19 protein-coding genes are annotated in these 23,648 nt (G+C 71.0%); 4 read left to right on the forward strand and 15 right to left on the reverse strand.

The annotated features are described in order from the left end of the window. Positions 1-27: 27 nt before the first annotated feature. A complete protein-coding gene (locus OHB41_RS12565) occupies positions 28-885 on the reverse strand; it encodes an esterase/lipase family protein (protein ID WP_266698019.1) in 858 nt (285 codons plus the stop codon). A gap of 171 nt (positions 886-1,056) precedes the next feature. After that, positions 1,057-1,503: a MarR family winged helix-turn-helix transcriptional regulator gene (locus OHB41_RS12570; RefSeq protein ID WP_266698020.1), complete on the reverse strand. Its 447-nt coding sequence runs from the start codon at positions 1,501-1,503 to the stop codon at positions 1,057-1,059. Positions 1,504-1,629: 126 nt separating this feature from the next. Here OHB41_RS12570 and OHB41_RS12575 point away from each other — a divergent pair, with 126 nt between their 5' ends. Beyond that, positions 1,630-2,004 (forward strand): cupin domain-containing protein, encoded by a 375-nt coding sequence (locus OHB41_RS12575; protein ID WP_266705817.1) that lies wholly within the window; start codon positions 1,630-1,632, stop codon positions 2,002-2,004. A 204-nt stretch (positions 2,005-2,208) separates the two neighbouring features. After that, positions 2,209-2,817, forward strand: a complete 609-nt coding sequence (locus tag OHB41_RS12580; RefSeq protein WP_266698022.1) for a DJ-1/PfpI family protein — start codon at positions 2,209-2,211, stop codon at positions 2,815-2,817. A 525-nt stretch (positions 2,818-3,342) separates the two neighbouring features. Here the strand turns inward: OHB41_RS12580 and OHB41_RS12585 are convergent. From OHB41_RS12585 to OHB41_RS12635, 11 genes are all read right to left on the reverse strand, one after another. Beyond that, entirely contained in the window at positions 3,343-4,380 is a 1,038-nt protein-coding gene (locus tag OHB41_RS12585) for a DNA polymerase Y family protein (RefSeq protein WP_266698024.1), read from the reverse strand. Beyond that, positions 4,377-7,865 carry a DNA polymerase III subunit alpha gene (locus tag OHB41_RS12590; protein ID WP_266698025.1) on the reverse strand — a complete coding sequence of 1,163 codons (3,489 nt, stop codon included), beginning with the start codon at positions 7,863-7,865 and terminating at the stop codon, positions 4,377-4,379. The genes OHB41_RS12585 and OHB41_RS12590 overlap by 4 nt, the downstream gene beginning before the upstream one ends. A 464-nt stretch (positions 7,866-8,329) precedes the next feature. After that, the gene (locus OHB41_RS12595; RefSeq protein WP_266698031.1) at positions 8,330-9,412 is read right to left on the reverse strand and encodes a S1 family peptidase; all 1,083 of its coding nucleotides are present in this window, start codon (positions 9,410-9,412) and stop codon (positions 8,330-8,332) included. A gap of 278 nt (positions 9,413-9,690) precedes the next feature. Continuing rightward, entirely contained in the window at positions 9,691-10,698 is a 1,008-nt protein-coding gene (locus OHB41_RS12600) for a slipin family protein (protein ID WP_266705819.1), read from the reverse strand. 223 nt (positions 10,699-10,921) lie between these two features. Further along, complete coding sequence (locus tag OHB41_RS12605) at positions 10,922-11,827, reverse strand: S1 family peptidase (RefSeq protein WP_266698032.1); 906 nt, start codon at positions 11,825-11,827, stop codon at positions 10,922-10,924. A gap of 289 nt (positions 11,828-12,116) precedes the next feature. Beyond that, the gene (locus OHB41_RS12610) at positions 12,117-12,899 is read right to left on the reverse strand and encodes a DUF1684 domain-containing protein (protein WP_266698033.1); all 783 of its coding nucleotides are present in this window, start codon (positions 12,897-12,899) and stop codon (positions 12,117-12,119) included. A 4-nt stretch (positions 12,900-12,903) separates the two neighbouring features. Then, positions 12,904-14,163 (reverse strand): LLM class flavin-dependent oxidoreductase, encoded by a 1,260-nt coding sequence (locus tag OHB41_RS12615; protein ID WP_266698034.1) that lies wholly within the window; start codon positions 14,161-14,163, stop codon positions 12,904-12,906. Continuing rightward, the gene (locus tag OHB41_RS12620) at positions 14,160-15,212 is read right to left on the reverse strand and encodes an LLM class flavin-dependent oxidoreductase (RefSeq protein WP_266698035.1); all 1,053 of its coding nucleotides are present in this window, start codon (positions 15,210-15,212) and stop codon (positions 14,160-14,162) included. The genes OHB41_RS12615 and OHB41_RS12620 overlap by 4 nt, the downstream gene beginning before the upstream one ends. An 87-nt stretch (positions 15,213-15,299) precedes the next feature. Then, complete coding sequence (locus OHB41_RS12625; RefSeq protein ID WP_266705821.1) at positions 15,300-16,052, reverse strand: amino acid ABC transporter ATP-binding protein; 753 nt, start codon at positions 16,050-16,052, stop codon at positions 15,300-15,302. Positions 16,053-16,175: 123 nt separating this feature from the next. Further along, positions 16,176-18,089 (reverse strand): FAD/NAD(P)-binding protein, encoded by a 1,914-nt coding sequence (locus tag OHB41_RS12630; RefSeq protein WP_266698037.1) that lies wholly within the window; start codon positions 18,087-18,089, stop codon positions 16,176-16,178. Continuing rightward, entirely contained in the window at positions 18,086-18,937 is an 852-nt protein-coding gene (locus OHB41_RS12635) for an amino acid ABC transporter permease (RefSeq protein ID WP_266698038.1), read from the reverse strand. The genes OHB41_RS12630 and OHB41_RS12635 overlap by 4 nt, the downstream gene beginning before the upstream one ends. A gap of 436 nt (positions 18,938-19,373) precedes the next feature. Here OHB41_RS12635 and OHB41_RS12640 point away from each other — a divergent pair, with 436 nt between their 5' ends. Continuing rightward, positions 19,374-20,339 (forward strand): ABC transporter substrate-binding protein, encoded by a 966-nt coding sequence (locus tag OHB41_RS12640; RefSeq protein ID WP_266698040.1) that lies wholly within the window; start codon positions 19,374-19,376, stop codon positions 20,337-20,339. A gap of 113 nt (positions 20,340-20,452) precedes the next feature. Here OHB41_RS12640 and OHB41_RS12645 read toward each other — a convergent pair whose 3' ends face one another. Then, entirely contained in the window at positions 20,453-21,685 is a 1,233-nt protein-coding gene (locus tag OHB41_RS12645; protein ID WP_266698041.1) for a DUF5685 family protein, read from the reverse strand. Between the two features lie 289 nt (positions 21,686-21,974). Here OHB41_RS12645 and OHB41_RS12650 point away from each other — a divergent pair, with 289 nt between their 5' ends. Next, positions 21,975-22,415: a cell division protein SepF gene (locus OHB41_RS12650; RefSeq protein WP_266698056.1), complete on the forward strand. Its 441-nt coding sequence runs from the start codon at positions 21,975-21,977 to the stop codon at positions 22,413-22,415. Positions 22,416-22,454: 39 nt separating this feature from the next. Here OHB41_RS12650 and OHB41_RS12655 read toward each other — a convergent pair whose 3' ends face one another. Beyond that, positions 22,455-23,648, reverse strand: coding sequence for an acyl-CoA dehydrogenase family protein (locus OHB41_RS12655; protein WP_266698058.1), 1,194 nt, complete (start codon positions 23,646-23,648; stop codon positions 22,455-22,457).

The following is a 23,648-nucleotide window of genomic DNA, read 5'->3' on the forward strand; positions in this document are numbered from 1 at the left end:
GGACAGGACCCGTCAGCCGGTCATGGATCAGCTGAACACCGAGGCGCAGTTGGTGGTGGTGGCGTGCGCGGGATCGAGGGCGTTCGCCGCTTCGTGGAAGGCGATCCGGTCGAGGAGGCCGATCGCCGCGTGCTCGGAGATGTCGACCGGGCACAGGTCCTGCAGCAGCACGTTGTGGACGTCGGATCCGGTGAGGAACTGCGAGCGGTAGGGAGTGACCACCTCGTCGTACCTGGTGGCGATCACCGTGTAGTGGACGCCCGGAACGGTGTCGCCGCCGGCGTTGAGCTTGGTCAGGAACGCGGACCCGGCGATCTGGTCCGCGAGCGCGGGCGTGGCCGCGGACAGCAGGTCCTCGGCGCCGGGGAAGTACGGCAGCAGCTTGGTGAGGCCGTCGAGGGTGGTGCCGTGGTTGTCGGGCGCGATGCCGACGAAGGTGTTCACCTTGGCCGCTCCGCCGAGGAACTTGAGGTAGTAGCGGGGCATCATGCCGCCCTGCGAGTGGCCGACGAGATCGGCCTTGGCGGCACCGGTCGCGGCGAGCACTTTGTCGACGAAGACCTGGAGCTGTCCGGCCGACTTGTCGATGGGGCCCAGGGCGTTGAAGATCGGGACGCCCGGGAGCTGCCCGTAGTCGAGCGAGTAGACGCAGTACCCGCGGGCCACCAGGTAGGGCGCGAAGGACAGCCAGTTGTCCACGGAGTTCGCGAAGGTGCCGTGGACGAGAACTACGGGGCGGGGATGGCCGGCGGAGGGGCGGCAGGAGTAGTCGTTCCAGCCGCTGCTCGGCGCGGCGGCGTGGGCGGTGGCGGCGGGGACGACCGCGACGGCGGCGGCCAGCAGCAGTGCGACGAGGGGTCTGAGCAGGCGCTTCCAGGGCAGCATCGGGTGATCTCCTTGCGGCTCAAGGGAGTGACGGCGGCGTACGCCCTGTGATCCGGATCACGAGGATGCTGTTCACTCGTCAAGTTACGAGTGAGTAGCCCAACTGTGAAGTTACGCGTCAGTAAAAACTTCCACTGGTAGTCGGCCGTGCTGCTATGCGCCGTCGCACCGTCACCAGGCAGGCCTGATCGGACCGTAGGGCGCGATCCGCAGCAAACGCTCCCGCAACACGCCCACTTCACCCTCTCCGAGCAGCTCGACCCACGGCCGGACGGCCTCCGCCGCCGACTCCTCCGCGGCACGCGTGCAGGCCCAGCCGCGCTCGGTCAGCACGATCAGGCGGGCGCGCGCGTCATCGGGGTGCGGGTGCCGTTCCACGTACCCCTTGCGCACCAGTTCGTCGACGAGCTGGCTCGCGGCCTGCTTGGTGACCCCGAGGTGCGCCGCGAGGTCGGTGACCGTCGCGCCGTCCGGAGCGAGCCGTGTGAACGCGAAGCCGTGCGCGGGCCGCAGCCCCTCGAACCCGCGGGCGACGACACCCGCGTGGATGCGCTGCGTCAGCTCACCGGCGACGGCGAGCAGGGCGGCGGACAGGGCCATGGCCTCGGAGTTCTGCACGGAAGCATTGAAACACTCCCCGCCCATCGGTCAAGTGACTTGACTATGCGGTCAAGCACCTTGACCATATAGTCAAGCTGCTTGACCATATTCACCCTGCTCATCCACACGCCACGGAGGCCAGCCATGCCCGTCGTCCACCCGTCCGACGCCGTCGTCCACGAGATCCACGGCGCCCGTTTCGTCTCCTACGCCACCCCCCTCAGCGGCAGCAAGGAGCTGTGCGCCTGGCGGGGCGAGATCCCCGCCGGGACGAAGGCCCCTGTACACACGGTCAACCGTGAGGAGATCTTCCATCTCCTCACCGGGGAGCTGCTGATCACGCTCGACGGCCGCGCCGAGCGGATCACCGCGGGCGACACGGTGATCATCAACCCCGGCACGGCCTTCGGCGTCGAGAACCCGACCGGTCGGACCGCGACCTCCTGGGTCACCACGTCCATCGGCCTCCGGGCGGAGCTGGCCGACGGCTCGGTCATCACTCCGCCCTGGGCCAACTGACCCGGTGGGCGGTTCGGTTCGAGTCGCCGTCGGCGGTCTGCGCGGCCGGCGTCGAGGGGCACGGTCGCCTACGGCCCGAACCCCACCCACGCCCACCGGGCCGAAGGTCGGCGGCAGGCATGCCACCTGCCGCCGATTGGCCCGCGAGCCGGAAGACGGGGCCAGGGACACTGGCGCTCCGACACCGCGCTTGGAGGAGTTGCGATGCAGGTAGCCGTGGTCACTTTCGACGGGTTCAACGAGCTCGACAGCTTCATCGCTTCCGCACTGATCAACCGGTGCCGCAAGGAGGGCCTCGAAGCCTTCATCACCACGCCGACGCCGATGGTCACCTCGATGAACGGCGTCGAGGTGACCGGGCAACGCCCGATGGAGTTCGTGACCGAGGCCGACGTCGTGCTGATCGGCAGCGGGGTGAAGGCGCGGGACGTGGTCGCCGACGACCGGCTGATCTCCAGGCTCCGGCTCGACCCGTCGCGACAGCTGATCGGGGCACAGTGCTCCGGCGCGCTGGTGCTGGCCCGGCTCGGGTTGCTGGGTGGCATGCCGGTGTGCACGGACGTGAAGAGCCGGCCCTTCGTCGAGGCGTGCGACGTCACCGTGCTGGACGCTCCGTTCCACGCCGAGGGCAACATCGCCACGGCGGGTGGCTGCCTGGCGTCCCAGTATCTGGCCACGTGGGTGATCACCCGCACGCTCGGGGAGGACGCCGCGCGCGGTGTCCTCGACTACGTGGCTCCGGTCGGCGAGAACCAGGAGACGGTCGAACGCGCCCTGCGCGCCGTCCACGCGGGCGAGGCCGCACTGCACTGACGGCCCTCGACCGGCCTTGTGGACGCCGACGGTGGCAACGGCCGCCCCCCCTGAGGGGGCTTGCACAGCGCTGAGGGCACCCCTGTGACAGGGGTGCCCTCAGCGTGTCGTTCATCAGCCGACGCTGCCCTGCTCCACGGGCCGATGTTGAGGTTGTGGGCCACGAGGAACTCCGGGTGGCCGAGGGGCTCGCCGAGAGCGTTGAAGGCTTTGCGGCGGCTCTCGTCGACGGCCACGAAGTATGCCTTCATGACCCGGAGAAGCAGCCGGAACCCGAGACTCGCACAGGCTTCGGTGACCACCTGCTCGAGTGCCGGGACCAGACCAGGCGCCGATCCGTCGGCGGCTCGTCGGCCGCTTCTCCCTGTCCCGCCAATGAGCCTCTCGACCAACTTTCAGCGCGTCCTCCGCATATGGCCGAACCAAGATGGATCGTCCATCTCACCCTCGTCCTCATGTCACCCCGGAGGTGCCGAGACAACGAAGCTCTTCAGGTCGCCACCCAGGGTACGGAGACGACCGGGGCTATTGATGGGTCGAGGTTCTGCGGGTGGAAGCGGTGGCCAGGGTGGCAGGCCGTACCGCTTCCGCCCCGAAACGGCGGCGGGCCCGGTCCGCGGCGGCCTCGGTGGCGCGGGCCCGGGTGTCACCCGGGTCCAAGGAGAGCTGGCGGTAGGCGCCACCGGCCGGCAGCAGGTCGTCGGCGCGGAGCGCGAAGGCGCGGACTCGCGCTCGCTGCAGCCCCAGGGCGGTCAACAGGCCCAGGGCGGTCGTGGCGAGAGCCGGTGAGTGGTTGGTGGGTTCCGTCGACGTACGTGAGCGCGTGGTGGAACTGCGGTCGGCGTACCGCACCGTGAGAGTGACCCGGCCGGCGACCTGGCGTTCGGCGCGCAGGCGCTGACCGATCCGGTCGGCGAGTCCCAGGACGGCTCGGTGATGTTGCGCCGGATCGAGGCAGTCCCGGTCGAGCACGAGGTCGGCTGTCAGGTAGGCCGCTGGTGCCGTCGGGGTGACCGGGCGGGGATCACGTCCGCGGGCACGTTCGGCCAGCAGTCGGGCCGAGCCGGCTCCGAGCAGCCGCTGCAGGGTCGCCGCGGGGATGTCGGCGACCTGGCCGATGGTGTGCAGTCCGTATCCGTTGAGCGTGTCCGCCGTGGCGCGGCCGATCCCTGGCAGCGCGGTGACCGGGCGGGGGCCCAGCCAGGCCGCGGCCTGCCCGTCACGGATCCAGGTGGTGTCACCCGGTGCGGACGCGTCGGCCGCCATGGCCGCCAGCATCCGGTTGTTCGCCAGGCCGGCGCTGCTGTCGATGTCGTAGAGGGCCTTCAGCCTGATCTTCGCCAGCTGGACCACGTCGTAGGGGGACAGATCGAAGTACCGGAGCGCCGATGTCAGGTCGAGCTGGACGGCGTCGGGCGGAACGGGCTGGACGTGCGGCGTGATTCCGGACACCAGTTCGATTATGTCGGCATACCGATCCTCGGTCAGTGAGGCGTGCAGGTGGAGGTGGGCGATGTGCCGCTGACGGGCGGTCGCCCTGCTTGTCGGGTTCATCCCGTTCATCCCGCACTCCCGGGGCTTCGGTGGCCGAACTTCTTCAGGTCGGCCGAGCGGGTGCCGGCGGGCTGCAGGTCGGCGTACGGGTGCAGCCGAGCGCCCGTGGTGCCGTTCGCCAAGGTGCGCCGCGGCGGGGCGGGCACCGGCTGCGGCCGCCCCCGGACCGGCTGGGCGGGGGTCGGGTGCGGATGGCCGGCGCCGAGGAGGGCGAGTGCGGCCTCGGGTCCGTTGTCGCGGCGGGCGGCGGCGATCTCGTCCAGGTCCCAGGCCATGGTGCCGACGACGGTACGGCGGGTGCCGCGCACCTGGACCGTGCCGCGCACCAGCAGCAGCCCGCTGTGGAAGACGGTGTACGCGCAGGCGGGGTGGGAGTCCTCGAAGAACGCCAGGTCGACCAGGCCGGAGCCGTCCTCCAGGGTGACGAAGATGACACGCTTGCCGCTGGCGATCGGCGGGGTCTGGGTGGAGGCGCGGACGCCGGCGACCAGGACCTGCTGACCGGCGCGCAGCCCGGCCAGGTGCGCCGCGTCGGTCGCGCCGATCTCCCGCAGCAGCCGGTGGTGATGCTCCATCAGATGCCTGGAGACGTCGATGCCGAGGGTGCTCAACTCGGCGCTCAGGGCCTCGCGTCCCGTCATCTCCGGCAGGCCGCTCGGCTCCGCTCCCCCGACCGCGCCCGTGTCGATGGGCAGTTGGCCCGAGCCCGCGGTCCGGTTACGGGACTGCCGGTGGAGTTCGGCGATCTGCAGCAGCAGGTCGCGGCGCGTGAGGCGGCCGTCGTGCAGGCAGTCAAGGGCGCCGATCCCGGCGAGGCGTTCGGCGACGGGTCTGCCGGGACGGGCCCGCTGCCAGAAGTCCGACAGGGATCCGTACGGCTGGCCCTCCTCGATCCGCGCGCACTCGTCCTCGCTGATGCCGTGCACCGCGGACAGCGCGAGCCGTACGCCCCACTGATCTCCGTCTGCCTTCTCCACGGTGTGCTTCACCTTGGAGTGGTTGATGTCGACGGGCAGGATCGGCACACCGCGCCGGCGGGCGTCGGAGACCAGGACGCGCTTGGGCCACATGCCGGGGTCGTGTTCGAGCAGACCGGCCAGCAGGAACGCCGGATAGTGGGCCTTGAGCCAGGCACTCTGCAGGGCGGGTACGGCGAAGGCGACCGCGTGGGCGCGGCAGAAGCCGTACGCGCCGAAGGCCTCGACGGTCTTCCAGACCTCGTCCCGGACGGCCGCACTGTATCCGCGTGCGCGTGCCAGACCGTGGAACCAGTCCTTGATCTTCGGCAGCCGCTCCTTGTCGCCGAGCGCCCGCCGGGCGATCTCGGCCAGCGCGCGGTCGCAGCCGGTCATCACCGACAGCGTCTCGATGATCTGCTCGTGCCAGATGGTCACGCCGTAGGTGTCGGCGAGCACCGGCTCCAGGTCCGGGTGGGCGTAGGCCGGCGTGCCGCCGTGGCGGGCGGCGATGTAGCGCTCGGGCATGCCGCCGGCGACCGGTCCGGGACGGAAGAGGCTGATGTCGGCGATGACGTCCTGCGGATCACGGGGCTGGAGGCGGGACAGCAGGTCCTGCTGGCCGGGTGACTCCAGCTGGAACAGGCCCAGCGTCTGGCTCTCCTGGATGAGCTTGAACGCGAAGACGTCGTCGAGGGGCACCTGCCGCGGGTCGTCCAGCTCGATGCGGTTACCGGTGGTCCGTTCGATCTCGGTGACGGCGTGGGCCATCGAGGACAGCATCCGGACGCCCAGGACGTCCAGTTTGATATTGCCCAGCGCCTCGACCTCCTCCTTGGCCGCCATCGCCATCGGGTAGTCGCCCTGGGGGGTGGGTTGTACGGGCAGGCGGTCCAGTAGCGTCGCGTCGCTGATGACCACGCCGCAGGGGTGCATGGCCATGCCGTGGACCAGGGAGTCGAGGCCTTCCGCGAGCTCCCACAGAGGCCCGTAGCGGTGCGCATCCGCCGCCAGCCGGCGCAGTTCGGGCAGTTCGGCGAGCGCACCGGTGATGTCCGCGGCCCGCAGGTGCGGGAAGCTCTTGGCGATCCGGTCGACGTCCGCGGGCGCGATCCCGAGGGCGAGGCCGGTGTCCCGCAGGGCCCGGCGTGCCCGGTAGGTCTCGGGCATGGCGGTGACCGCCACCCGTTCCTTGCCGAACCGTTCGAAGATCACGTCGTAGCACTCCAGCCGACGGGCGGACTCCACGTCGATGTCGATGTCGGGCAGGGAGGCCCTGCGCACACTGAGGAAGCGTTCGAACAGCAGGCGGTGGTCGAGCGGGTTGGCCGTCGCGATGTCCAGCGCGTGGCAGACCATCGACCCGGCGCCCGAGCCGCGGGCCGCGACCCGGATGCCCTTGGCCCGGATGTCGGCCACGACCTGGCCGACGGCGAGGAAGTACGAGTCGTAGTTCAGCCGGGAGATCACGTCGAGCTCCTCGTCCAGCCGGTCGAGCACCGCCCGGTCGTGGTCGAGGCCCCGCCGGGCCAGGCCGGCCTCGCACTGCCTGCGCAGCAGTTCAGCGGCTCCTCGCGCGCCGGGTTCGGCGCCGAAGATCGACGGCTCCGGGAAGTGCGGGACGCCCAGCCCGAGATCCGCTCGGGGATCGATGGTGCACGTGGCCGCGGTGTCGGCGGTGTCCGCCATCAGCCGGCGGGCCCGCCGGACGTCCGCTCCGGCGCATTCGGCGACCATGCGCGCGACGACCGTCATCGCCCGCTCGTCCTTGAGCCAGCGCTGCCCGCTGTCCAGGCGGCGCCGGTCGATCGGCCGCAGCAGCCGGGCCGCGTCCAGGACGTCGGCGAGGCGGTGCTGGTCGGGGTCGGCGTAGCGGACGGCGTTGGAGAGCACGGCGGTGGTACGGGTGCGGTCGGCCAGGGTGAGGGTGCGGGCGGCCAGGCGCAGCGATCCCGGACCCGTGCCGAAACGTTTCTGCGCAACGACTTCCAATCGGACCTCCCTCCCGAAGATCTCCTTCCAGGGCGCCAGCAGCTTCATCGCGACGTCCTCCCTGCCCACCGCCAGCGCCCGGACCGGCTCCGAGAGCGGCCCGAGCAGCACCGTCAGTCCGGGGCCGCCGTGCTCGCGCAGCGCCTCCCATGGCACCACCGGCGGCGTGCCGGACCCGGCACCGGCATGGGCGGCCGAGGTGATGCGGCACAGCCGCGCCCATCCGGCCCGGTTCTGCGCGAGCAGCACGAACCGCAGAGACGGTTCGATCACGTGGGCGCCGCCGCGCGCCGGAGTGCGGTGGCGCTGAGCGGGTGGCGGGGGCGCCAGGGCCTCCACCGCCAGGTCGACACCGAAGACCGGCCGCACCCCCGCTTCGGCGCAGGCCCGAGCGAACCGGACGGCGCCGGTGACCGTGTCCCGGTCGGTGAGCGCGAGCGCCGTCATGCCTCGCTCGGCCGCCCGCCGGACGAGCTGCTCGGGATGGGCGGCGCCGTAGCGGATGGAGTAACCGGACGCGACGTGCAGATGGGCGAAGCCCGCCATGCCGCACCTCCATCACTCCACCCCTTTTCGGCCATACGCCCGATATCTTCATCGTACGCTCGTTCGATTACTCTAGCCCCATCAGCCCCGGTCAGCGATTAGATTCGAACACATCAGCGATTCTTTGGCGAGCGGAGCGGCGGCCGGAACAGGCACCGCCCCGTCACCTCCCCAGCAGGGCGGCGCAGTTGGGGAAAAACACCCCCGCGAAGCGCTCCATACGCCACCGTTCGACGGTCCGGGAAGGGCGGGCGGTGCCGGTGTGCGACATAGACGGCACTCTCCGTGACATCGGTACGACGCTCCCGTGCCGACGGGGCGCGGTCCGGGGAAGCGGACGGTGACGATGCCGGGGGCGTCCTCGGGGTCGGCGAGAGAGCCCTGCTCGTGGGAGCGCGAACGGCAGAGGCCCCGCCCCCCCGCGGTGCGGGGACGGGGCCTCTGTCGGAGAAGCGGGCGAACGGTCAGCCGATCTGGGCGCCGAACGCCGAGAGCGCCTCGGTGACCGGCTGGAAGAAGGTCTCGCCGCCCGAGGTGCAGTCGCCGCTGCCGCCGGAAGTGAGGCCGATGGCGCTGTCGCCGTCGAAGAGCGAACCGCCGCTGTCACCGGGCTCGGCGCAGACATCGGTCTGGATGAGCCCGTTGACGATGTCCCCGTTGCCGTAGTTCACGGTGGCGTCCAGGCCGGTGACCGTGCCGCTGTGCACCTGGGTCGTCGAACCGCTGCGGGTGACCTTCTCGCCGACGGTCGCCTCGGCCGCCTTGGTGATGGGCTGCGAGGAACCGTTGTAGAGGTCGACGGCGCTCGGGTGCTCGGTGCTCGCGGTGTACTTGACCAGACCGAAGTCGTTGTCCGGGAAGCTGGACTGCTCGTTCGTGCCGATCTGGTTGCCGCTGGAGTCCGACCAGGTGGAGATCGCCTCGGTGCAGTGGCCGGCGGTGATGAAGTACGGCTGGCCGCCCTTCACGACGTTGAAGCCGAGCGAGCAGCGGCCGCCGGAGCCGGTGATGGCGTCACCGCCCGCGATGAAGGGCTTGAACTCCCCCTTGGTCCGCTGGAGTTCGGCCTTGGATCCGAGTGAGTCGACGACCTCGGCCAGCTTGGCCCATTCGGCCTTGGAGACCGTACGGTCCGCGGTGACGACGACCTTGTTGGTCTGCGGGTCGGTCGCCCAGGACGTGCCCGGGATGGTCGCGTCGCTCTTGAGCGTCGTACGGGCGCTCTTGAGCTCGGCGAGGGAGTTCTCGACGACTCTGGCCCGGGCGCCGGCCGACGTCACGGCCTTGGCCGCGGTCTCGTCGAGCACGTTGACGACGAGGTGCCGGGACTTCGCGTCGTAATACGTTCCCGCCGCGTCGGCGCCGAGATCCTCGCCGAGGGTCGAGGCGAGCTTTCCGGCCGCCGCGATCGACAGCGTGTGCGGTGCGGGGGCCTTCGCCGTCTCGCTCGCGTTCGCAGTCTGGAAAGTGGCTCCGGCTGCGACGAGTGCGGCGATGCCCGCACCCGCCATGACGGCACGCCTCGCGGGTATGCGTCGGTGCTTCAAGTCACGTCCTCCTGTGGGGGGTCGGTCAGGGAGGTTGTGGGGACCTCCAGGACCGGAAGGCGTACGGACACACACCCGGCTCACAGCAAAATGCCGTGTCCATGCCCGTTGTTCGCCGCCCACTATTCCGAGGCGCACAGGGAGCACACAAGGTCGACTTCAGGACGCGCATACGGCAACAGCCCCGCGCCCCGCACACCTTGACCGTGCGTGGTCACAGCACACGAGTTCCCACTGCAAATACTGTGTGCGAGGAGTCGGAATGCGGCCTGTGAGGTCTAGTCCTGTCTTGAATTCGCCCTCTCGGGACCCTCTTCCAAGAGGGTTTCGGGAAGCTGCGGTTGCTCCCGCACCGATTGCTGGGCGGCGGGAGGCGCCGGTTCCGGTGCGATCGGATCGGGTGCGATCGGTTCCGGTGCGATCGGTTCCGGTCGCGATGCCGATGCCGATGCCGGTGCGACCGGAACCGGTGCGGGTCCCTGTGCCGGGGCGACCGGCGCCGGTGCGGCCGGTTCCGGTGCGGCCGGCTGCTGGGCCCGCTCCAGGAACCGCAGCAGTTCGACGGGGAAGGGCAGGACGAGCGTGGAGTTCTTCTCCGCCGCCACCGCCACCACCGTCTGCAGCAGCCTCAGCTGCAACGCGGCCGGCTGCTCGGACATCACCCCGGCGGCCTCCGCCAGCTTCTTCGACGCCTGCAGTTCCGCGTCCGCGTTGATGACCCGGGCCCGCCGCTCGCGGTCGGCCTCGGCCTGCCGGGCCATCGACCGCTTCATCGTCTCCGGCAGCGACACGTCCTTGATCTCCACCCGGTCGATCTGCACGCCCCAGCCCATGGCCGGGCTGTCGATCATCAGCTCCAGGCCCTGGTTGAGCTTCTCGCGGTTGGAGAGCAGGTCGTCGAGGTCGCTCTTGCCGATGATCGAACGCAGCGAGGTCTGCGCCATCTGCGACACCGCGAACTGGTAGTCCTCCACCTGGATGATCGCGTCGGCCGCGTCCACCACCTTGAAGTAGACGACCGCGTCCACCCGCACCGTGACGTTGTCCCGGGTGATGCCCTCCTGCGCGGGCACCGGCATCGTGACGATCTGCATATTGACCTTGCGCAGCTTGTCGACGAAGGGCACGACCATCGTGAACCCGGGTCCACGCACCTCCGAGCGCAGCCGGCCCAGGCGCAACACCACTCCGCGTTCGTACTGTTTGACCACGCGGGCCCCGGCCATCACATAGACCAGGCCCACCGACGCGACGGAGACTCCCGCCGCCACCAGTTCCTCGACCATCACGGCCCCCCAGGGTCCGACGTGGCGCATCAGGCGTGTGCCAGACCCTGTCAGGCCTGCCTCACGGGTTCACCTCGACGGTAACCCCGCTACCGGAACAAGGGCGAGCCCCCGCACGCCGGTTGCGTACGGGGGCTCGCCTTCTGCTGGCTGCAGGTCTGGCCGTGCGGGGCACTGTGGGGGTGTGCCGTGGGGGGAGTGTGCCGTGGGGGGAATCAGTCGGTCAGCCGACGCTCACGCCGTAGTAGCTCAGCGCCTCGGTGACCGGCTGGAAGAAGGTCGTACCGCCGGAGGTGCAGTTGCCACTGCCACCGGAGGTCAGACCGTAGGCGACGGAACCCCCGTAGAGCGGACCGCCGCTGTCGCCGCCCTCGGCGCAGACGGTGGTCTGGATCATCTGGTACACCACGTCGCCGCCGCCGTAGTTGACCGTCGCGTTCAGCGCGGTGACGCGGCCGCTGTGCGTGCCGGTGGTCGAGCCGCGGCGGTAGACGGTCGTGCCCACGCTGGGCGTGGCCGCGCTGGTGATGGTCTGGCTGCCGACCGCGCTCGGGTGGGCGACCGAGGAGTTCGTGTAGCGGACCAGCGCGAAGTCGTTGGTCGGGAAGCTGTAGCTGACGTTCGTGCCCAGCGTGGTGGTGTGACCGGAGTTGGAGTACCAGGTGGAGGCGACCTCACCGCAGTGGCCCGCGGTCAGGAAGTAGTAGGTGCTGCCGCTGTGCACGTTGAATCCGAGCGAACAGCGGTAGGAGCCGCCGTAGATGGCGTCGCCGCCGGTGATCAGCTTCTTGAACTTGCCCGGGGTGTGCTTGATCGTGAGGGCCGCCGAGTTGCCGCCCGCGTCCTTCTTGATCTTCGCGATCTCGGCCTGGGAGACCGTGCTGTCGACGGTGACGACGACACGGTTCGTCTTGGCGTCGACCGCCCAGGCGGTGCCCGCGATGTCGGAGTTGAGGACCGACTTGTTCACTGTGCTCAGCTGGGTGGCGCTGAACGTGTGGACGTCGGCCGCGTTCGCGGTGGGGGTGGCGAACGCCGCCGCGGCCACGAGTCCGGTGGTCACGGCCATCAGTTTGACGCGTCTCGCTATGCCGCTGCGAGGAGTGGGGGTGGTGCGCTTGATCCTCACTTTTCGTTCCTCCCGAGGGAAGTAGGGGGCCCGCGTGGGGTCGGGGCCCGTGAGGCGCAGCCGGGAGCCGCCCATCCGGATTCCGGACAAGCCGTGCCCCTGACAAGCGCTGAGGGGGAGTATTCGGCCGCACGGCCGACCGGCGCAAGGGCGCCTTTCGGCCGTGCAGCGTTCAACTTGCGTACTGCCAAGGGGCGTTGATCTCTCCCGGCACGATGGCGCGGAATCCGTGCGGACCGGGGTGCTGCCCGCTCTCCCGCACCCGCTCCCCCATCCCCGCTCCCCCCGCTCAGCTCAGCGTGCGCTCCCCCGCCGCGACGGCCGCGCCCAGCGTATTGCCGGGAGGCGGGAAGGGGCAGACGAAGTGGTCGGCGAACGCGCACGGCGGAAGCACGGCGCGGTTGAAATCCACGGTCGTGCGCCCCTCGCCGTCGGGCGCCGCGGGGCGCAGGAACCGGAAGCGATAACTACCGTCCTCGCTGGTGGCGTCGGCGAACACGGCCCACAGCGAGCCGTCGCTCTCGACCGACACCTGGAGCGTGAGATCCGCGCCGTCCAGGGTGAAGGCGAGGATGCCGCCGAGTTCGAGTCCGCGCGTCTGCCCGTCCGCGTTCTCCACCCGTACGGTGCGCCTCTCGCCGTACGGCGTGAAGTGCCCCGGCACCGACCAGCGCGGATCGTACGGTGTCGCCTCGATGCCCTTGAACGCCGTCCGCGTCGGAGCGGCGGGGTCGAAGTCGCGTACGCCCCAGACTCCTTCGCGCACCAGGACGACGAAGCGGCGCTCGCCGGTCCCGACGCGGGCCCCGGCCGCCGGGCCCACGTCCGCCACCAGCCGGACCTCGCCGGTGAAGGGCTCGCCGTCCACGCTGAGGCCGTCCTCGGGCGCGGCCGTCAGCACGACGTCCTCCTCCTCGGCGGTCCACCGCCCGGGGATGTCCGGAAGTCGCCCGTCCGGATAATCCTCCAGCCAGTGCGTGCCGGTGAGCGCCAGCGGGCCGTAGGGCGCCGACACCGTCTCGATGCGGTGCTCGTGCCACTGCTTCCAGTCCTCGGATGCGTCCGTCGTCATGTGATCAACCTTTCCACAGGGGCCGCACCGACCCGAGGTGTGAGCGGAGCGTCGTACCCGTGTATTCCGTGCGGAAGGCGCCCCGCTCCTGGAGCAGCGGGACCACCCGGTCGACGAACTCGTCGAGTCCGCCGGGGGCCGGACGGGGGACGAGGACGAAGCCGTCGGCGGCGCCGGCGGTCACGAACGCGTCCAGCTCGGCGGCGACCGCCTCCGGGGTGCCGACGTACGAGGGCCGTCCGTAGGCCTCGGAAAGAGGGCCGTCGGGGACGTACGGGCCGGTGCGCCGGACCTCCCACGGCGCGACGGTCGCGTTCCGCGCCGGAATCCCCTGGCCGTGCAGGTCGGCGGCCCGTTCCCTCGCCTCGGCGGCAGTGTCGCCGAGCACCACGGTCACGGCGGGCATGATCTTCAGGTCGCCGGGAGCGCGCCCGTACGTCGCGAGCCGCCTCTCCATGTCCGCGCGGAACTCCCGGCCCGCCTCCGGTGTCCGGTGCCGCGTGATGACGACCTCCGCGGTGGACGCGGCGAACTCCCGTCCCCCGTCCGAGTCGTCGGCCTGGATGATCACGGGGTGCCCCTGCGGCGAGCGCGGCACGCCGAACCCGCTCGCGACGTCGACACGCCGGCGCCGGCGGCCCGAGGGGCGCGGGCCGCCCTCCGGTGGACAGGAGTCCCACAACTCCCGTGCTATCTCGACGAATTCGGCGGAACGCCCGAGAGCGGACTCCGCCGTCCGAGGGGGGCGGGAACCTCCTCGGCGACGAGCGGGCGGTTCCGGGACGCCGTCACGCCGGAGGCCCTCGCCGGGCACGGTGTCGCGGGAGGCGACCGTGGCCCAGGCGGCGCGGCCGGCACTGAGGTGGTCCAGCGTGACGAGTCTGCGGGCGAGCCCGTACGGCTCGTCGAGGGCCGCGCCGACCGCCGCGGCGAGCCCGAGCCGCTCGGTGACGGCGGCGAGCCCGTGGAGAACGGTCAGCGGCTCCGGGTGTCCGACGACATCCGGATCACAGGTCGTTCCCCGGTGTTCGCGCGGTCGCGGGCTCTCGGCGAGGAGGAGGAAGTCGAACAGGCCGCGCTCGGCGGTGCGCGCCAGGTGTGCGAAGGAGGCGAAGTCGCTCCGCGGGCCCGCGTACGGATCGATCTGCGGACCCTCGTACGCGCCGGTCCGCCGGCCCTCGTACGCGCCGGTCCCTGCGACGAGGCTCCCACCGCCCGGCAGATGCGCCGCCAGATGGATCCTGCCGCGCGTCCGTACGGTCATGACGCTCCCCCGGTCACGGCGTACCGGCCTGCGGGCCGGGCCAGTCGAAGGTGCTCCCTGAGCGTGCTTCCCGGATAGAAGGTGCGGAACAGACCGCGGTGCTGGAGCAGCGCCACCGTTCCGTTCACGAGCCGTTCCAGGTCACGGCGTGGCTCGACCGGGGTCAGGTGGAAGCCGTCGACGGCCTCGGACTCGTGCCAGACGGCGATGAGTTCGGCGAGGCCGACGGGACCGCCCCGGTACAGCGGGCCCTGCGGGGTGTGCCGGGGACCGCCGCCGCCGTGGCCGGGCTCGGCCGCGCGTTCCCCGTCACCGAGGTCGACGGTGAGCGCGCCGAGGACTCTCAGCGTGCCGGGGGCGCGGCCGGACTCAGCCGCGGCATCGCGGAGTTCGGCCCTGAGGGCGCGGGCCTGCGCCGGACCGGTGACCCGCAGGAGTGCCACGTCGGCGTACCGGGCCGCGGTCCGGCGGGTGGAGCTCCCGGTGGCGTCCACGACCCGGACGGGGTGGCCCTGCGGAGGGCGCGGCTCGATCGAGGGACCCGTCACGGAGAACGTGCTGCCCCGGAAGTCGACGCGGTGCGGCCCGTCCCGGCCGCCGAAGCCGCCGGTCACGCCGTCACCCGCGCCAACGCCAGTGCCCGCGCCGGCGTCGCCTTCCCCGTCGGCCCGGAACCGGGCCTCATCCTCATCCTCGTACGCGTCGTACGCGTCCTCGTACTCGTCCGTGGGCCCGCCGGACTGCCAGCCGGCCCGGCCGCGGCTGATCCAGTCGAGGGTCGCCACCGCCTCGTGGACATGGCAGGACTCGGTGCGGGTGCCGGACACGGTCGGTACGAGACCGATCCGGCGGGTGGCGGGCGCGACCCGGGCGAGCACTCCGAGCGTGTCGGGGCCGGGGTGCGCGAAGGCTCCGCCGAGCGTCACGAAGTCGAGCGCGCCACGCTCCGCGAGTCGCGCCGGCTCGACGTACGCGGCGGCGTCGAAGGACCCCCGCTGATCGACGGCGGCGGCCAGGTGCAGCAGCCCCCGGCCGTGCGGTGCGGTCATATGAATGACACCTTCCCTTACCCGAATCCATGCGTGGCCATAAAGAGATCAGAAGGCTCAAATAGCCCTGAAATAGCTCGAAAGACATCAGAGGACCTTGGAGAGAAACGCCCGGGTCCGTTCCCGCCGCGGCCGGTCCAGTACGTCGCCGGGGGTGCCCCGCTCGACGATCCGTCCGTCGTCCATGAAGACGACGGTGTCGGCGACCTCGCGCGCGAAGCCGATCTCGTGCGTGACGACGATCATCGTGGTGCCCCGGTGCGCCAGGTCCCTGATGACGTCGAGGACCTCCCCGACCAGCTCGGGGTCGAGCGCCGAGGTCGGTTCGTCGAAGAGCAGCAGCTTCGGCTCCAGGGCGAGCGCCCGTGCGATGGCGACCCGTTGCTGCTGTCCGCCGGAGAGCTGCCCGGGGTAGGCGTCGGCTCTGTCGGCGAGCCCGACCCGGTCGAGGAGCCCCCGTGCCGCCTCGACGGCGTCCTCGCGCGGACGCTTCAGCGCGGAGACCGGCGCCTCGACGATGTTGTCCAGCACCGTGAGGTGCGGGAAGAGGTTGAAGTTCTGGAAGACGAAGCCGATCCGGGTGCGCTGTCCGAGGATCTCGCGCTCGCGCAGTTCGTACAGTCTGTCGCCGGAGCGCCGGTAGCCGACGAGCGCGCCGTCGACGGTGATCACACCCCGGTCCGGTTTCTCCAGGTGGTTGATCGTGCGCAGCAGGGTGGACTTGCCGGAGCCGGACGGTCCCAGGACGACGGCGACCTCGCCGGCGCGCACCTCCAGGTCGACGCCTTTGAGCACCTCCAGCGAACCGAAGCTCTTGTACACGGCCTTGATGTCCACCATGAGGCGGCCGGCGGCCGGCTCGTCCTTGCCGGGCAATGCGCTCATCGGGCGTTTCCTGACGGGTGGGAGGGGACGGATGGGAAGACACGGACGGGAAGGAACGGGGAAGAGGGCGGGACGGGGTCAGGAGACGGGGCGGCAGGCGAGGTCGCGCAGGAACACCAGCGCGGCCCGGGCCGTCGCGTCGTTCTGCCGGAACGCCGGGCCGCCGGTACGCGGCCGGGTGAACGCGCCCGAGCCCCGGGCGTCGGTGTGCGGGCCGAGCGCGAAGCGCCGGGGGTGCGGGACACCGGAGCGGTCCAGGACCCTGCCGTCGGCGGGGTCGACGGCGAGCAGCCCCTCCGGGGTGGCCGCGGCCCCTTCGGCGTACAGCTCGCGCAGCAGCGTGTCGCGGGTCCGCTCGACCGTGGGGTGCGGCAGTCGCGCCTCGACGAGGGCCCGGGCCTCGACCGTCGCGCCGGGCACGGTGGCACTGCCCGCCCGGAAGACGCCCTCGGCGGCGGTGACGGTCATGTCAGCGCCCAGGAACCGCAGGATTCCGGCCCGTGACAGGGCCCGCATCTGGCGCAGCCGCGGTCCGGGCGGCCCCGAGGCGAGGAAGCTGAAGAAGCCGTGCCACCAGGAACCGATGTCACCGAGCCTGACCAACTGCCCGTAGACCGAGAGCAGTCCGAGGAAAACCGCCGAGTCGGCGCTGTGCGCGGGGTCGTGACGTCTGGTCAGGTCGTCCTCGATGTAGGCGCGCAGTCCGGCCTGGAGTGCCTCGTACGAGGTGTGACGCACTCCGTCCAGCGGGCGGTCCAGTGCGGCGAGGTCGAGCCGGTCGGCGGGGTCGGGCACGGCGGAGGCCACCAGGGCCTGGATCTCGGGGCCGTCCCCGGTCCCGTACTTCTCCTCGAAGTCGGTCCAGGTGATCCGCGTGCGCTCGGGGTGGGCGGTGAACAGCCGGTGGTAGTGCGCGAACCCCAGCTCCTTCTCGACCAGCGGCCACACATCCCGCCGGAAGTCGAACCCGCCGGGGCGGGCGAGCAGTTCACCGACCTGGGCAGGCCCGAAGTACCGTGGCAGCGGCGGCCGTTCGCCCGTCCAGGCGTAACCGATCTTGGAGTGGTAGGGGACGCCGCGCCGGGAGCCGACGTACAGAACGGGCTCGCGTCCGGAGGGCAGATAGGTCTCCCCTTCGTACCGTCCGCCGCGCCCCTCGGTGAGCAGCACCATCAGGTCGACGAAGGCGAGCCCGAAGCCGCGGACGAGAACCGGTTCGCCCGGTCTCAGCGCCGCGAGGTCGCTGTCGGCGGTGAAGTCCGGCGGCAGGTGGACCAGGTCGTGCGCGCGGGCGTACGCGGCCAGTTCCCTCTGTTCGGCGTCGAGTTCGGCGTCGAGGTGACCGAGGGTGAGGACGACGAGGTCGGCGCGGAGCGGGTGCGTGCGGCCCTCCAGCCACACCGGTTGACGCCCGTCGTGTCCTTCGTCGACCCGCAGGGCCCGGCACGGATGGTGGTGGACCGTGATGCCCGGCGGCAGGGCGGCCACCGTTCGCTCGTACACCCAGCGCAGGTACGCGCCCTGCCGCTGCCGGTCGGCGAAGACCCGTCCGTCGAGGGCGGCCCACTCGTGCAGCGTGGGGCCGGCCAGGACCGGCCCCGCCATGTCCACCGTCTCGTCGGTGAACATCGTGACGTCCTGGGCCTCGGAGTTCATCCACAGCAGCGGCGACTGCTCCTCGCGCCAGATACGGCCGCCGCCCGGCGGATACGGGTCGACGAGATGGATGTCGAGGCCCGAACCGGCGTACAGCTCCGGTGCGTTGGCGGCTATCCGCTCCAGGAGACCGGTCCCGCGGGGACCGCCACCCACGATCACCAGCGCGGGACGCCCCGCGTTCTCCGGGTGCGTGGTCCCCGGGTGCGTGCCGGTCGGATGCGTGCCGGCCGGGTGCGCGGTCTCCGGCTGGGCGGTCGCCGAGGGCGTGGCCGTCGGACGCGCGGTCGCCGAGGGCGTGGCCACCGGATGCGTGGTCGCCTGACGCGTGCTCATCGGCTGCGCTCCGTACCGCGCGCGTAGTGCCTCTCGACGTGGAACTGGCCGAAGGAGAGCACCGAGGTGACGACGACGTACCAGAGGGTGGCCACCGTGAGCAGCGGGATGACCTGGTAGGTGCGGTGGTAGACGAGCTGCGTGGAGTAGAGCAGGTCCTGCACGGCGATGACGCTGACGATGGAGGTGCCCTTGAGGGTGCCGATCAGCATGTTCCCGGCCGGCGGCACGATCGAGCGCATCGCCTGCGGGAGCACGATCCGCCACCAGCGGCGCCACCGGCTCAGACCCAGCGCCTGTGCGGCCTCGATCTGGCCGCGGTCGACGGAGAGGATGCCGCCGCGCACCACCTCGGCGGCGTACGCGGCCTCGTGCAGGGTCAGTCCGAGGACGGCGACGGTGACCGGACCGAGCAGGTTCACCGTCCGCACGCCGAGTATCTGCGGGTACAGCGCCCCGATGTTGAACCAGAACAGCAGCTGCACCAGGATCGGCATCGACCGGAACAGCCAGACATATCCCCAGCCGACCGCCCGCAGGACGGGGTTGGCCGACAGCCGGCACATGGCGAGCAGGGTGCCCAGCGCGAAGCCGAGCACCATCACGACCGCGGTCAGCCAGAGGGTGAGCCACAGGCCCCGCAGCACGGAGGCGGAGGTGAAGTAGTCGCCCACGACGCCCCATTGGAACGCCTCGTTGCGGGCGACGGAGTCGAGAGCGAGTCCGAGCAGGACCAGGACGACGACGGCGGCGGTCCACTGGCCGAGACGGCGCCGCGGGACGATGCGCAGGGACGCCGTGTCGTCCGGTACGGCTTCGGGAATCTTGGTGAGGGTGTCCGAGGACATGCGGAGGCTCCGTGATGCATCGAGTCGAGCACGGGTGCCTTCACACAGGTCAACGCGGGTGACGCGAGGCGCGTACGGCCGAGCCCCTCAGCAGGGCCGTGCACCGAGAGTACGGGGACGTTTCCCCTCACTGTCAAGGCTGTCCACACTATGAGCCGTTCGTCTCAAGTCAGTTGACGCGGAAACGGATGCCTGTTCCACTTGGGTCCATGCATTCGCAGCAGTGGCTGGTCACGCGCTCCCACATCGACTTCGGTCGAGTGTGGTCCTCTTCCTGTTGAGCTGACCCCCTGCGCGACCGCCCGAATCGGGCGCCCTCCGCGTTTCCCCGCTCCCCCTCAGGCCTTCACACGCGCACCCCTCCCCTCTCCGTACCCCTCCCCTCTCCGTACCCCTCCGCGCTCCTTCGCTCCCCGCCTCCAGGAGACCCCACACCATGCGTACGTTCACGCGTACCCGCAACAGGCGTTTTGCGCCCTTTGCCCTTCTCGCCTCCACGACTCTGCTGCTCACGGCCTGCGGCTCCGGTACCACCGGTTCCGGCGACGGCGGCGGGGGAGGCACCGCCCAGGCCGCGGCCGGGAGCGACGCGATCCCCACCGCGGACGTCGTCTCGGCCGTCAAGAAGGACGAGGCGGCGGCCAGGTTGCTGCCCGCCGGGGTCACCGGCCTCACCGTCGCCGTCAGCGTCTCCGGCCAGCCGCCCGGCACCGCGTATCTCAAGGACGGGAAGACGCTCGCGGGCCAGGACGTCGACTTCGCGGACGCGGTCGCGAAAGCCCTCGGCATCGGCCTGAAGCACGAGTCGGCGAGTTTCGAGGCGATCCTGCCGGCGCTCGACAGCGGCAAGTACGACTTCGGGGCCAGCAACTTCGGCGTCACCGACGAACGCCGCAAGGTGATCGACTTCGTCACCTACATCAACGACGGCCAGGGCTTCGCCACCCGCGCGGACAGCGGGCTGAAGGCCGTCACCGACCTGCGGCAGCTGTGCGGACTGAACGTCGCGACCGGCGCGGGGACGACGTTCGAGGCGACGCTCGAGGACAACAGGAAGGTCTGCGCGGACGCGGGCGAGAAGGCGTACAAGGTGCAGACCTACAGCGAGCAGGGCGCGATCTGGTCCTCGCTCCAACAGGGCCGCAGCGACATCGTGATGTCCACCATCAACGGACTGCGCTACGCCGTCGCGCACCAGACGGGCGTCAAGTTCCTCAACGAGTACCACCGTCTGGACGTCGGCTTCGCCTTCAAGAAGAACACCGCGCTGGCCCCCGCCTTCCAGGCAGCGGTGAACAGGCTGATCGCGGACGGCACGTACGCGAAGATCCTGAGGAAGTGGGGAACGACGGGGTCGGCGATCGACACGTCCCGGATCTCACCGCCGGAACAGAAGAACTGAGACACACTGCGCCGCCCCCGCGGCGGACGAGCCCGCGCGGTCGTCCGCCGCCGGGGCACCGCGCGCCCCTTCCCGCCACGGGGGGCCCGGGTCCGCGGTCGCGGCCCGCGCCCTCAGATCCCGCAGTCGCAGCAACTGCAGCATTCACAGCACTCGCAGGCCTCGCAGCAGTCGCAGCAGGAGCAGTCGCAGTTGCCGCACCAGCCCTCGCGCCGCTGCCGGGACCACGGCCCCTCGAACTCGTCGGCGCAGCACACCTTGCAGGTGCAGCAGAGTCCGATCGCGGCGGCGCACCCGGCCCAGAAGCCGCGCCCACCGGGCCCCGGCGGCCGGAAGGAGGGCCCGCCGCCGAGAGGGTCGCCCCCGCCGACGTAGGGATTCCGCCCGTCGTACGGACGCTGCGGCTGCTGCGGGTTGTACGGGCCGCCCTGCCCCGGTGGCCCGAAGGCGCCCGCCGCTACCGGACCGTCGTGCTCCCCGTGCCCGCACCCCGACGTCCCGAAGGCCCGGTCCACCGAACGCGACAGCTCGTGCGCGAGCAGGACGTGCGCCAGCCTGCCGTCCGTGAACGCGACCTCGCGCAGCGCCAGCCGTATCCCGTGCAGCGCGTCGTCGGCGAGCCGACGGGCCTCGGTGAGTGGCGTCCCGGTTGCCGTCAGTGGGTTCCAGGCTCCCGACGCGGCGTCAGTTTCCCTGTCCTCCACGGCGTCCAGCAGGTGCGCGAGCCGTCCGAAGAGCCGGCCGGCCTCGGCGAGCGGTGCGGCGTTGCCCGGCCGGCCGGCGAGGACGGCGGTGTGGGCGAAGGCGGCCGCGGTCGCGGACTCGGTCGGCTCGGTGACGGTCAGCAGCGGTGTTCCCGGCCCGGCGAGCGTCTCGATGCCGATCTGCCGGTCCACGGCGTCGACCAGGACGGCGGTGTCGAAGCCGACCTCGGATCCGGTGCGGGCCCCGGCGCGCCCCCAGCTCGCGGCGACCCGGCGCGCGGCGAGCGCCACCGGCCTGCGGGCCAACAGACCGTCCCCGTCGGCCACGTGGTCGCGCACCTTGGCGGAGGCCAGTACCAGTGAGACGGCGGCGGCGAGCCGGGCGCCGTCGCCCTGCGCGACGGACGCGGTCCGCATGCCGCGCAGGGGGCAGGGGCCCGCCGTACGCCGGCCCCCGCCGGCGCGCTCGACCTGAGCCTCCGTCAAAACCGATATCAGCAGACCGTCGTAATTGGTGACGATCCGAGCGAACTGCCCGTGGTCCCCGCGCAACGCGAGGCAGAGCCCGCACAGATGCGCCATCCACTGGGTCTTGAGCCCTTCACCGAGCCGGTGGCTGCAGGGCCTCACGATTCCGAACACGACACTCCCCCGTGACTCGTGCGACGTTGAGCTGCGGCATCGTATCGACCACCCTGTTCACCCGTACGCCCCGCGCGTCACCCGAACGCCGTCGAGAATCATATTTCACTCTTAGTCAGCAGCCGTATACGGCAGGGCCCTTGGGAGACGCGGGCTCTCGACGAATTCGCTGTGCACCAGTACCGTCACGAAACCCCCGCGCGGCGTCTATCCACTTGGCGCGACATCCGCATCATGGACGACCATGGGGATGCGGAAGCAAGAAAGACCGCTGTGAGAGGAGGCGTCCATGGGATCGGTGCGCAAGGCGAGTGCCTGGCTTGGCCTCGTCGACGACAACGATGACGAGCGTTACTACGACGACGACAACTACGCCGAGGGGCAGGAGCCCGGCGATGCCTGGGTCACCGACCCGCGCGTGAAGGTCGCGTCCGAGACGGCGGAGGAGAAGGGCCGCCGGATCGGCACGGTCACCCCGGACAGCTTCCGGGACGCACGCGGCATCGGTGAACTCTTCCGGGACGGTGTCCCGGTCATCATCAACCTCACGGCCATGGAGCCCTCCGACGCCAAGCGCGTGGTGGACTTCGCGGCCGGTCTGACCTTCGGCCTGCACGGCACCATCGAGCGGGTCGCCACCCGGGTCTTCCTGCTGACCCCCGCCCACACGGAGATCGTCAGCGGCGAGGCCGCCGGTCGCCAGACGGACGGCTTCTTCAACCAGAGCTGAGGCAGGGCCGCTCACCGGCCCCGCCCTGCGGTGCTCGGTTCACCGGAAGGCGTCGAGTCCGGTGAGCGCCTTGCCCAGTACCAGCTGATGCATCTCCACGGTGCCCTCGTAGGTGAGCACCGATTCGAGATTCGTGGCGTGCCGCATCACGGGATATTCGAGCGAGATCCCGTTGGCGCCGAGAATGGTCCGGGCGGTCCGGCAGATCTCGATCGCCTCGCGCACGTTGTTGAGCTTGCCGAAACTGACCTGCTCGGGACGGAGCCGTCCCGCGTCCATACGCCGGCCGAGATGGTGGGCCAGCAGAATTCCCTTGTGCAGTTCGACGGCCATGTCGGCGAGCTTGGCCTGGGTGAGCTGGAAGCCGCCGATGGGCCGGCCGAACTGTTCGCGTGTCTTCGCGTAGGAGACGGCGGCCTCGAAACTGGCCCGTGCGGCGCCCATCGCACCCCATACGATGCCGTACCGCGCGTGCGAGAGGCAGCTGAGCGGCCCCTTGAGCCCGCGCACCCCGGGCAGTACGGCGTCGGCGGGCAGCCGGACGTCGTCGAGGACCAGCTCACTGGTGACGCTGGCCCGCAGGGACCACTTGTGCTTGATCTCGGGCGCGGAGAACCCGGGCACGTCGGTGGGGACCGCGAAGCCCCTGATCCCGTCGTCGGTCTGCGCCCAGACGACGGCGACCCCGGCGACCGAACCGTTCGTGATCCACATCTTCCGCCCGTTGAGAACCCAGTCGCCCCCGGCGTCGCGCTTGGCGAAGGTCCGCATGGCGCCGGGGTCGGAGCCGTGGTCGGGCTCGGTGAGCCCGAAGCACCCGATGACCTCACCGGAGGCCATAGAGGGCAGCCACCGCTGCTTCTGCTCCTCGGAACCGAAGCGGTGGATGGCGTACATGGCGAGCGATCCCTGCACCGAGACGAGGGACCGGATCCCCGAGTCGGCGGCTTCGAGCTCCAGACAAGCGAGCCCGTACTGCACCGCACTGGCCCCCGCGCACCCGTAGCCCTCCAGCGACATCCCGAGCGCCCCGATCCCGCCCAGCTCCCGCGCCAGCTCGCGGATCCCGGGCAGCTCCCCCTTCTCGTACCACTCGGCCACGTACGGCAGCACGCGGTCCGCGGCCCAGGTCCGGACGGTGTCGCGGATCGCGAGGTCCTCCGCGTCCAGCAGGTCGTCGATGCCCAGTGGATCGGCGGGGTCGAAGGGCGGCAGCTTCGAGGACGCGGACAT

The organism is Streptomyces sp. NBC_01571 (genome assembly GCF_026339875.1).
In the GTDB taxonomy this organism is placed as follows: Bacteria; Actinomycetota; Actinomycetes; order Streptomycetales; family Streptomycetaceae; genus Streptomyces.